Genomic DNA, 9990 nt, shown 5'->3' on the forward strand with positions numbered 1-9990 from the left:
ACTTCTTCACGCGCATACTTGATCTCATCCAGTTCTCCTAAACCTGTGGTCACGATACCTTTATACCCTTCATGAAAGTACAATCCATTCATCAGTTCGAGTAAAACTTGAGCATGCTTATCGGTTTGATTCACACCGAGCCGAATCTTTTTTAATTCTTCTCGTAAGACATCATGAAGGTTTTGACTCACAATTTCACTAATCGTCTCCAAGGACCATTCTTTCTTTTCTTCAGCTCGATACTTTTGACAAATATCCATAATGGCCTCGCCTGGAAAACGGAGTTTATGTTCCGCCATATAGTCTTGAAGATACTGATCCGTTTCTTCGTCTAAGGTAATCATTCGTCGTTTGGTACTCATAGCTCTTCAATCTCTCCAACTGCTTTTTCAATACTCGCATATAAATTGTTTAAAGTTTTTGTGTTTTGTTCCACTGCATAATGCATTTTCGACATAAACAAAAGGTTCTTATCAATCAGATTTGTTAAATGTCTTTCACGTGTAGTTTGTTCTTGAAAAAATGCTAACGTTTCTATTTGACCTTTTAAAAAATATTGCCGTGAAACTCCTTTTTCCTTTGCAAGTTCATCAATCTTTTTTATCGCTACCGGATCAATATCTCGCAATAAAATATCCATTTTTCTGTACCATCCTCTCGTTTTGGTATGCACTACCCTATAAAGTTAGAAGAGCATAAGGGGTTTTTGCTATCATCGGAGGATGATAGGCTGGGCAAAGCCCAGCAGAACGCTAATTCCACCTTGAAAAGTATGATATCATGAAAATTACCAGTCTGTTGACCTGCTGTTGATATACTGTTGAGCTACTGTCGATATGAAGTCCCCTCAGCGTCCCCTCACTGTTGACCTCATGAGTATATACGTCCCTTCAACGTCCCCTCAACTTTTACGAAAAACGTATACGTTCTTGATCCGTTCCATCATTAAAAAATGAGAAAGTAGGAGTACAATTATGGATCACTTTTTCGTACAACTCAATGGCTGCTTTCATTGAGGAAACCTCCAACTTGCGTAAGATGTTTCTCCTAATTTTCTTAATGGTTTCTTCTTCTCTATGTAAAATCTTTGCTGTCTCACGAACACTACATTGATCCAAAGCAAACTCAAAAACTTTTCGTTCAGCTTGCGTAAATTGATTCAAAAAGAGTTGTTCCTTTAATCGAATATAGTCTTCTTTCATAACATTTAAGTCTGCTATTTCATTGACTAATTCATTAGCAATACGTAATACATTCTCAATGCTAATCAATAACTTTTCAGTTTGTTCCATGATTAAACCCTCCTATTTTTTTGAGGGCAACCCATGCTATAATATCTTTGGGTATGGAATCTTTTTGATTCCGCATGGGGTGCTTTCCTGGCCGGGAAAGTGCCCTTTTTGTTTACTTTTCTTCTTTTAATTTCTTAACATGTTCTTCTAGAATCGCCTTTACATACTTCGTAATACTTGTATCATGCTCTACAGCCAAGAAACGCAATTCCTTGTGCAACTCTTCTGGGATATCACATGTAAGACGACGATTTCCTTCTTTAACCCTACTCATATGCTCTCCCTTTCGGGCAACGTGGTTAAGTTGCAACGTTGCTTAAAATTAATTTTAAAGGATATAAATTCCATAGTCAACATAACTTCTTATAACTTTTTGTTCTAATAGTAAAAAAACTCAGGATGAAAACTATTAAGGAATCGTCATCCTAAGTTTTTTATTCTAAGAAGCTCTCATCATATCTTTAAGTTCACTAGTCCCAATAGCCTTATACCTAGGGCTTAAACCCCAATCTTCTAATCTTAGTCTTAATTCATCACTAGGACAAGCACTTACAAAAAGCATTTCATGACTAATAGAATACTGAGATAGCTTATCTGCTAAATGTTTCAAATACATAATTTCTTTACAACCTATGCCTTCCGGTTGCACCTTGCATTCATAGAATTGTCCATGTTTTCCATTCCAATATCCAAAATCTACAGTCATTCTACGACCACAATCTGTATGTTTATTTGCAGTGCAAACGTACTTTATCTCTTCCTGTTCGGAATCTTTTTTTATAATAACTTGGGCTCCCCAACCATAATTATCATGAACTAGATTGGAAGAACCACCATAGCAACCTATTATAAGTCCTTCGACTATAGCTCCTCGAAGTTTATGAATATCTTTATCGGTACTACAATTTGAGAAGGCATTCTCTATAATTGCAACAATTTTACCTGTTCCTGTTATACGAGAGAAACTTTGTTTCCAATTTTGAAGTTTCGATATTATATTTTTCATATTCCAACGTTTGGAATTCTGTACCATACTACAAAATTGAGGAATATACTCTCTTCTATGTTTAAAGTGATCAGCAATGTCTTTAGTAGCTTGCTCTATATATTTAGGTATAGAATCTTTTCTATTAAAAGATATAGATATATTGCTATCCATTAATCACGACTCCTGACTATCAGAAACATCATTTTCTTCAAAAGAATCTAAAATATCCATAGTAGGCAAAGTAAAGATAGGTAACCCCATTCTGGCCATAGTACTAGTAATACACTCTCTTGCGTAAGGTAAAAGTAAAGGCACAACTTGTACATATGCATATTGTTCAAACTGCTGAATATCGATATCCGCAAGAGAATTACATGTTCCTTTATAAACTATATCAAATAAAAATGGACAATCTTCTCCACCAACAATAGTTCTTAAAAATAATAATGCTTCTGTATCGCTTTTGATTTCTACTTTCCTTTGCATCTTTATAGAAACTGCTTGTTTGCCTTTTTCATGATCAAATTTTTTATTTAGACACTTCAAAGAAACCAACTCAACATCGCTAAGTTGAACTGAATTTGCTATTAATTTGTACTCTTCAAATGATGACATAATTTCCTCCTAATTATATAAAACAAAATAAAAGAGAGTCTGTTTTATCAACAGACTCTCTGTAATTCGACACTTTATAGCATATTTCCTCTTGAAGAGGTATACTTTTTTCATCAATTACAGTTACAAGTTCAAGATCTTCGAATTCCTCAAGTATCGAGCTTAACCAATCCTCATCAAGTTCAAAGGAAGCTGATGACACCTCTAGAGAAGCCCTTATAATCTCTGGTAGTTCATTAACTATGTTAATTAAACTCGCTCTAACATCCTCAGGATATTCAAAATCCATTTCATCTTCGAGAATAAAATGCTCATAATCAATTTTTGCTGATAACTGATCATCGTTAGGTAACGAACAAGAAGCAATTGCTTCTAACTCAGGTATACCTTTATCGATTAACCACTCCACGAATCGTTTATCAATTAAATCTTCTTGAGATTCTTTTGATATAAATTCAATTAGCTCATTAATATTTTGTACGGTAGGCGCAGAGAAATATCGAGTCAAAGCCTTGGCATAAAGAGACAATAAATTATCCAAACAGATATCTGTCTCCCCAGCAGAAACATAAAAATCATTAAAACCAAACCATTGTCTGATACTCATATGCTCTCCTCCATTCAAACACAATGTGCTTATGTCATAATATACTAATTATTTTCAGTTGACAAGCGAAATATCTTCATCAGTTTGGCCGACGCATACAAAATCTATACAAAAAAGTTCCTTTTATAAGAAAATGTTAAACCTTAATTCTTATACATATGTACAATCTTAGAACAAAAACACTATATTGTAAGAAGTAATTCAAAACTTTTTTTATAAATCCTTCTTTTACAAAAATTTATATATAATAATAAAATCATAAATGATTAACTACGAGTTAGGCAATGAATATATATGATATACAGTCTCAGTTAACATAATCCTTATTATGGGAACAGTGCCCAATTATCAGTAGGACATTCACCTATGCAACTTTTTTGCAATAGTCTAATGAAGCAAGGAGGCTATTGTATGACAAAGTTAATTAAAGATAATAAAGATGTTTGCCATGCAAATCTCTTATCTTGGCAAAAGGATGCACTAATTGCTTTTCGTGACAAAATGAAAGATAAAGAACATCTCTTTCCATGTATTCCAGCTACCCAATCTTTTTCACTGGGACATCTCAGATATGGGTTTGTAGGCCATCCTCAAAATGAACAAACCTCTCTAGAACTAGCTAGTTTACTAAAAGAGTTTACGATAAATTGTAAAAATTATGGGACGTATACAACGTTAATTGTATTTTTTGAGACCCCAGAAAATCTTATTGAGAGCAGCAGTGTAGAAGACTTTGAACTATTATTTTGGAAACAGCTTAACCATTTACATGAGCTAGATGAAATGGATTGGCCTACTCATATTTCAAAAGATCCTTCAGACCATACCTGGGAATACTGTTTCCATGGAGAACAATATTTCATGTATTGCGCTACTCCTAAACATGAAAAGAGACAAAGTAGATATTTCCCTTGTATGATGATGGCTATTACACCACGTTGGGTTCTCCAGGAATTTAATAAAAACGAAAAATATGCTAGAAAGATTAAAGAACAAGTAAGAAGAAGAATTGATAAATATGATGATATCTCTATACATTCTGCTTTAAATAGCTATGGAAATGCGGATAATCATGAATGGAAACAATATTTTTTACGAGATAAGGATGATACAGAGTTGTCTCAATGCCCATTCTTAAACAGTTTAATGAATAAAGAAAATAAAAATTAGGATTATCAATCATTTTTATGAGTAAAACTTCAAAGTGTTGAACACACTATTCATGTTGCTTTCTATTAGAATCATCCAAATATACTTGCTGGTATATACTACGTTGTAGAAATGAAAAACCTACTGTCATCTGAGCTCCTCTCGGCAGTAGGTTTTTCTATTTTATACGTTGTATACCCTATACCTTATACATTTGTAGTTAACATAATGGGTATTATAGTACGCATATAAAAAGCCCTTAGAGATAATAAATGTCTAACGGCTCTTTACATAATAATAATCAAGGTAAACTAAAGTTCCCTATAGATAGAATCTTATTATTTATAACTTAATATAAATTTTGAGAATTTAGATTGTGATAATAACTATATCTTGGACGCGGAGGATATATACTGATAGGAATACCCCAACCGGGACCTATCGGATGTGTTGGTTGTGTTGGTTGAGGAGCTGTAATACTACCTGGAGGACCAATAAATAAAATATCAGCTGCTTCAGTGCTAATAGGCAGATTCTGACCCGAAGGAATAAAAGTAACCGAACCATAAGAAGGACCTGGAGTGTCTACTACTTTTACAATATATGCATTTTTATATACTCGACCTGTAATTTTCATTTGTAAATCAACAAGTTGACCTTCCCATTTCTTGGCATCAGGGACAACTAGATATGGAATTTGTTGCTGTCGGTGTAAATAATAATAATTCAACTTTAAAACCTCCTATTGAAAAGTAATCCATTGTATCTCCTTTGTATAAACCTCAACCATACCTGGACCAGGACCAGCATTAAAAAGCACTTGGATACGTCCATAAGTTGATGAGTTTGGATTTATATCGACGTCTACTACTGTCCCCCATATTGAATTTCCTTGTTTGGTAAATATATTTACATTTTTCCCTATATATATAACCAATTGTTCTGGCGCATAGGATATTCTATCTAGGTTTAGTGGAAGTGAAAAATGATTATAAAATCCAGAGGTGTACCTCATAAAACAATCACACACCTTTGTGAGTTTTAAATATCGCCCTTTTATAAATCTGTTTATCTGTTATTTAGACATAATCAATTGTACTTTACTAACATAGAAAAATTTATAATTTGATGGATCCAATAGAATTATTAATAATCACCTTAACAATATATGGATATCCTTCACTCCCGTGTTTGTCTAAAGAAGTTACAGATGCCTATTTTATCAAAGGTAAAAGCCCTTTTAATTAATAATATAAAGATTTCTTGCGTTACTAATCTAAGACCTAACCCTAAATAGGAGTGTATATTCTATACAATATTAGTTTACATAATACATCTTAGAGGAAGTAGGGAAGTCCCAGACTCCTTGTCCTACAAGGGGTCTGGGACTTCTCTTTTTTCTCCGTTATGCAGGATTTTATACATCATTGATTTATAAGCGTTTAGACGCGTTTACTACCCAAGATCTAATGCATAAAAAAGTGATACTTTATACATTAGATTATTCTTCTTTTATTTATTATAGTTTTACTCTAGAGGAGTTCTAGATATGATAATAGAATTGAAAGATAGACGGAGGTGAACGCTATGTCAAACGCATCAGAATATGGTTACTTTGCAAAAAACGTAGCCACAAATTTAGAAGTAACAACTTCAACTTTAAGAAGATGGTCAATAGAATTGGAAAAAGTAGGATACAAATTTGAAAGAAACAATAAAGACCAAAGGATTTATTATCAACATGACATAAACGCGTTTAAACGCCTAAAAGAATTAGTAAATGAAGGGACCACATTAATAGACGCTATAAACGTTATTATATCAGTGGATTCAGAGTCAGTAGACACACAAAAAACGCCTAGCGTTTATCAATCGGAAACGCGTCTAACAGTACAGCATCTAGAAGAAATTCTAGATAAAAAAATAAATAAAGCAGTACAAGAAGCATATGAATCTGGACGCAAACAAGGACAAGAAGAAATACTAAAACAAATAGAGAAAACAGAACAAAGATATAACGAACGAGATGAAAAATTGATGTCAATGATCAGAACTATTCAAGAAGAGAAAGAAGAAATCAAACAATTAATCGCAGCTTCTCAAGAAAAAAGGAGCTTCTGGAAACGTCTATTCAACTAATCTAAAAATCACCTTAGATGCCTATCGCCTTCAGGCAATTTTTTTACCTTTGTATTTTTTTGCAAAGAAATACAGAGATAGTCTTGCAATTTTATTGACGAATTGCTATTTAAAATAGAGCAAGAAGAGGCAAATTAAAGAATGTTGTTATATCAACATTTATAGAGGATAGGGTGTGCTCAAAAAAGGCACACCTGAAAAATGAAATAAAGAACATATAAAAAACTTCCATTTAGTTCTTATTTTTCACTTCATATTTTTTCTTTTTAGAGATAATGAAACCAACTATTGCAAATACAATTATTGCAATGATAAACCATTGAATAAGCTCCGTAGTCGAATTAAATCCAGTCATAAAATATTTGATAGCTGTTACTAAAGATGACCAAAATAATAAAATCAAAACATTTATTACAACTTTCATGTAAATTCTCTCCTCTCAGTCAAATCTTTCTTAATATAATTTTACTAAATCCTTATTTTATATTACTATCAAAAACAAAAAAACGAAATTTGCCTAATTTTAATTAAAAGCAAATTCCGTTTTCCATGAAACAATAAATATAATCTCCGTAATTAATAAGTTGTAACAGTTGCTCTGCCAGAAGGATACCAGCCTGTTCCGGATCCATTCATATAAGTATATCTATATTTTTGGGTAACTTTAAGTCCTTTGGCTTTATTCTTTTTAATCAATTCTAAATATCCTTTAATCTTTTTCATTTGAGCACTTGTACCAAGTCCCATTATTTCCAGTAAGGTAGCTGATGATATGGCAATCAAACCTCCGGAAAGAAAGCTTTTTGCTTTTGTAGCCAGTCCCCCAGCTACAAAAATATTAATTTTATTGACAACAGTATTTGTTACTTTAGCTGTTCCCATTTTTGTTTTCAACGTTGAAGCACTAACTTTATATGTTACAGTTTTCACTTCTCCTACCTGAGCAGCTTCCGCCTTATGATTAGCAAAAGAGATATTTGCCACAAAAACTAACATTGTCATTACCAATACTAAAGCTATTTTTTTCAAAACTAAAATCCTCCCTATGATTGTGTGGTTGTCATTATTTTTTTTCTTCGCCTATGTATAATAAAACCGGCAATAGCTAGTACCACAACTGAAGTAATAAACCATTGGATAATTTCTATAGTAGATTCAAACCCAGTCATAAAATATTTAATAGCTGTCAATGAAGATGACCAAAATAATAATATTAAGATATTAAGAATCCAATTTTTTTTCATAATTTCCCCTCCTAATTCAATATAATTTTAATAAAAGTTTCCAAAATAACAACCAATTTCCCAATAATAACATAATGAGCCATTTTTGGAAATGAATTTACTTAAATTCTCAAACAAAACTATTCCTTAGAGACTTATAGCCTTTAGGCGACTTTTTTTAGCCTTCAGGCTATTTATTTTTTAACGAAAAAGAGATAAATTTAGTCTTGCAATTCTATCGACGAATTGCTATTTAAATAGAGAGTGAGAAGAACAAAGATACAGATATTAAAAAAAAGCTTATATACCAAGGTTTTAGAGATTTCCCATAGTTATCGAAATCGATAACTTTAGTTATCGAAATCGATAACTATGAAAAGATTCAAAAATAAAAAAACCATAGTTATCGAAATCGATAACTATGGTTTGAAGTATCAAAATAGGCGTTCCGGTAAGTTTTTTAATGCTTTAGGAGTTCTTCTAAACATTGTTTGTAGAGTCTCATTTATATTATCTCGATCACCACAATAAATAATGTTTGGATTAATATACAACGCATACATTCTAGCATTAACATCTTCTTTTCCACTTTCAGACCTGGCCATAATACCTTTATCAATAAGTTGATTAACAAGTCTACTTACTGTCGGTTTACTTGAACCCAGCCTCTCTGCCAAATCACTTTGATTCAATGGAATTGGAGCCTTTTTATTTATATCATCAACTAAGCAATTAGATCTAAAACCAATAAACTGAATAATACGATTCAAAAACTTAAATTCTTCAGTTTTTAAATAATTAATTTCAAACAAGTAACCCCAGTTTTGCTGAATAATTTGAGCAAATTTTGCCTTGTTTTTCACTTTTCTCTCCGGTACTAATTTCATTCTTGCCTCTTGTGCCTTAGCCTGAAGCTCATTCGCTTTTGCCATTTCTTCATCAGTTAGTACTTTAGAACTTTCAGTATCTCTTCTTCTAGCATTCTTAGAGGCTTTTGAAGAACCTTTAATGATAGCCTGTTGTCCTTCTGAAAGTGTTTTAAATTCTTCTTCCTTCTTTTTGCGTTTTCGTTCTCGTTCTAATTGTCTTTGTTCGAAAACATTTTCCAACGTTTAATCCTCCTCAAGGTCTGGAAGGAATTAAACCCTTATGGTAGAATACAAATATAATAATGTGAATAAGGGTCTAACCCTTCTATAGTTTTTATCGAAAAGCCCTCAAGTTTTCGCCGACCGGAGGGCTTTTCTCATGCCTTCTTTTCGTACTCTCTGATCTTTTGATCAATACTTAGTAATAGTTTATCATTAATCGTTTTAGGCTTGTACCCCATTCTATCAATTAGAATACCCTCTAGGACCTTTGCACGCTTTGTATAATACAAATACTGCTCTTCAGCAAAAGAAATCGTCTCCTGGTCCATCTGAGCCTCCTGGGCGCCCTTCTTAATCAATCTCATCTGGTTAAACGCGTCTGAACGCTCTTTTCGAACTAAACGCAGCAACACCAACAAGTCATACGTATGAAAATACTTTAATTGGCTAAAAGATTGTTCGCACTGTTCAAGGTATACAAAATTCTTTCTCTCGGGTCTCCGTTCTTCTAAAGGAGCACCACAAAAGGAACATACTCCTTCACTACTATTTTCCGTCTGACAATACAAGCACATCATACTTGTTACTCCTTCTTATCCTTCATTTTTCCATACCAACCAAATCAGCCAATCAAATTAAAAAATAAATAGCATATAGGCTATAGCCACCCAACAGCCTGGAGGCTGTTCTTCTACTGTTCTTTAAGAATACTACGCTCGATCTAGTCGTTTTTGTCGTTGCTTTTGAATGCGCTTTTCTACTTCTTCACGCGCATACTTGATCTCATCCAGTTCTCCTAAACCTGTGGTCACGATACCTTTATACCCTTCATGAAAGTACAATCCATTCATCAGTTCGAGTAAAACTTGAGCATGCTTATCGGTTT

Annotated in this window: 15 protein-coding genes; 2 read left to right on the forward strand and 13 right to left on the reverse strand. The window is 33.0% G+C overall.

Translation table 11 applies throughout. The annotated features are described in order from the left end of the window. The 7 genes from ACK3CR_RS26860 to ACK3CR_RS26890 all read right to left on the reverse strand — a co-directional run. Positions 1–362 (reverse strand): hypothetical protein (locus tag ACK3CR_RS26860; protein ID WP_488976357.1); only part of this gene is annotated, 362 nt, incomplete at its 3' end. Next, complete coding sequence (locus ACK3CR_RS26865) at positions 359–640, reverse strand: hypothetical protein (protein WP_019390781.1); 282 nt, start codon at positions 638–640, stop codon at positions 359–361. The genes ACK3CR_RS26865 and ACK3CR_RS26860, both read right to left, overlap by 4 nt. A 268-nt stretch (positions 641–908) precedes the next feature. After that, positions 909–1292 carry a LuxR C-terminal-related transcriptional regulator gene (locus tag ACK3CR_RS26870; protein WP_488976358.1) on the reverse strand — a complete coding sequence of 128 codons (384 nt, stop codon included), beginning with the start codon at positions 1290–1292 and terminating at the stop codon, positions 909–911. Between the two features lie 112 nt (positions 1293–1404). Beyond that, positions 1405–1566, reverse strand: coding sequence for a hypothetical protein (locus ACK3CR_RS26875; protein WP_411205913.1), 162 nt, complete (start codon positions 1564–1566; stop codon positions 1405–1407). 165 nt (positions 1567–1731) lie between these two features. Next, entirely contained in the window at positions 1732–2451 is a 720-nt protein-coding gene (locus ACK3CR_RS26880; protein ID WP_488976359.1) for a hypothetical protein, read from the reverse strand. A 3-nt stretch (positions 2452–2454) separates the two neighbouring features. After that, on the reverse strand, positions 2455–2895 hold the full coding sequence (locus ACK3CR_RS26885) for a protein-export chaperone SecB (protein ID WP_488976360.1): 441 nt from the start codon (positions 2893–2895) through the stop codon (positions 2455–2457). Between the two features lie 13 nt (positions 2896–2908). Further along, entirely contained in the window at positions 2909–3502 is a 594-nt protein-coding gene (locus ACK3CR_RS26890) for a hypothetical protein (protein ID WP_488976361.1), read from the reverse strand. A gap of 411 nt (positions 3503–3913) precedes the next feature. On the opposite strand from ACK3CR_RS26890, the gene ACK3CR_RS26895 reads away from it, so the two are divergent. After that, positions 3914–4672 (forward strand): YqcI/YcgG family protein, encoded by a 759-nt coding sequence (locus tag ACK3CR_RS26895; protein WP_488976362.1) that lies wholly within the window; start codon positions 3914–3916, stop codon positions 4670–4672. Positions 4673–5000: 328 nt separating this feature from the next. On the opposite strand, the gene ACK3CR_RS26900 is transcribed toward ACK3CR_RS26895, so the two are convergent. Further along, the gene (locus ACK3CR_RS26900) at positions 5001–5381 is read right to left on the reverse strand and encodes a hypothetical protein (RefSeq protein ID WP_488976363.1); all 381 of its coding nucleotides are present in this window, start codon (positions 5379–5381) and stop codon (positions 5001–5003) included. 857 nt (positions 5382–6238) lie between these two features. On the opposite strand from ACK3CR_RS26900, the gene ACK3CR_RS26905 reads away from it, so the two are divergent. Next, positions 6239–6790: a DUF3967 domain-containing protein gene (locus ACK3CR_RS26905; protein ID WP_488976364.1), complete on the forward strand. Its 552-nt coding sequence runs from the start codon at positions 6239–6241 to the stop codon at positions 6788–6790. A 232-nt stretch (positions 6791–7022) separates the two neighbouring features. On the opposite strand, the gene ACK3CR_RS26910 is transcribed toward ACK3CR_RS26905, so the two are convergent. The 5 genes from ACK3CR_RS26910 to ACK3CR_RS26930 form a co-directional block, all read right to left on the reverse strand. Next, positions 7023–7214 carry a hypothetical protein gene (locus ACK3CR_RS26910; RefSeq protein ID WP_488976365.1) on the reverse strand — a complete coding sequence of 64 codons (192 nt, stop codon included), beginning with the start codon at positions 7212–7214 and terminating at the stop codon, positions 7023–7025. A gap of 152 nt (positions 7215–7366) precedes the next feature. Further along, a complete protein-coding gene (locus ACK3CR_RS26915) occupies positions 7367–7819 on the reverse strand; it encodes a hypothetical protein (RefSeq protein ID WP_488976366.1) in 453 nt (150 codons plus the stop codon). Between the two features lie 14 nt (positions 7820–7833). Continuing rightward, positions 7834–8034, reverse strand: a complete 201-nt coding sequence (locus ACK3CR_RS26920; RefSeq protein WP_488976367.1) for a hypothetical protein — start codon at positions 8032–8034, stop codon at positions 7834–7836. Between the two features lie 413 nt (positions 8035–8447). After that, positions 8448–9026, reverse strand: a complete 579-nt coding sequence (locus ACK3CR_RS26925; protein WP_488976369.1) for a MarR family transcriptional regulator — start codon at positions 9024–9026, stop codon at positions 8448–8450. A 233-nt stretch (positions 9027–9259) separates the two neighbouring features. Next, positions 9260–9682, reverse strand: coding sequence for a hypothetical protein (locus ACK3CR_RS26930; RefSeq protein WP_488976368.1), 423 nt, complete (start codon positions 9680–9682; stop codon positions 9260–9262). Positions 9683–9990: the final 308 nt, after the last annotated feature.

Source organism: Priestia sp. TRM10, assembly GCF_057808375.1.

Coding starts and splice junctions, on each gene's coding strand:
- ACK3CR_RS26905 (WP_488976364.1), top strand. CDS start 6,239: ATGTCAAACGCATCAGAATATGGTTACTTTGCAAAAAACGTAGCCACA.
- ACK3CR_RS26870 (WP_488976358.1), bottom strand. CDS start 1,292: ATGGAACAAACTGAAAAGTTATTGATTAGCATTGAGAATGTATTACGT.
- ACK3CR_RS26895 (WP_488976362.1), top strand. CDS start 3,914: ATGACAAAGTTAATTAAAGATAATAAAGATGTTTGCCATGCAAATCTC.
- ACK3CR_RS26875 (WP_411205913.1), bottom strand. CDS start 1,566: ATGAGTAGGGTTAAAGAAGGAAATCGTCGTCTTACATGTGATATCCCA.
- ACK3CR_RS26880 (WP_488976359.1), bottom strand. CDS start 2,451: ATGGATAGCAATATATCTATATCTTTTAATAGAAAAGATTCTATACCT.
- ACK3CR_RS26910 (WP_488976365.1), bottom strand. CDS start 7,214: ATGAAAGTTGTAATAAATGTTTTGATTTTATTATTTTGGTCATCTTTA.
- ACK3CR_RS26885 (WP_488976360.1), bottom strand. CDS start 2,895: ATGTCATCATTTGAAGAGTACAAATTAATAGCAAATTCAGTTCAACTT.
- ACK3CR_RS26865 (WP_019390781.1), bottom strand. CDS start 640: ATGGATATTTTATTGCGAGATATTGATCCGGTAGCGATAAAAAAGATT.
- ACK3CR_RS26930 (WP_488976368.1), bottom strand. CDS start 9,682: ATGATGTGCTTGTATTGTCAGACGGAAAATAGTAGTGAAGGAGTATGT.
- ACK3CR_RS26890 (WP_488976361.1), bottom strand. CDS start 3,502: ATGAGTATCAGACAATGGTTTGGTTTTAATGATTTTTATGTTTCTGCT.
- ACK3CR_RS26920 (WP_488976367.1), bottom strand. CDS start 8,034: ATGAAAAAAAATTGGATTCTTAATATCTTAATATTATTATTTTGGTCA.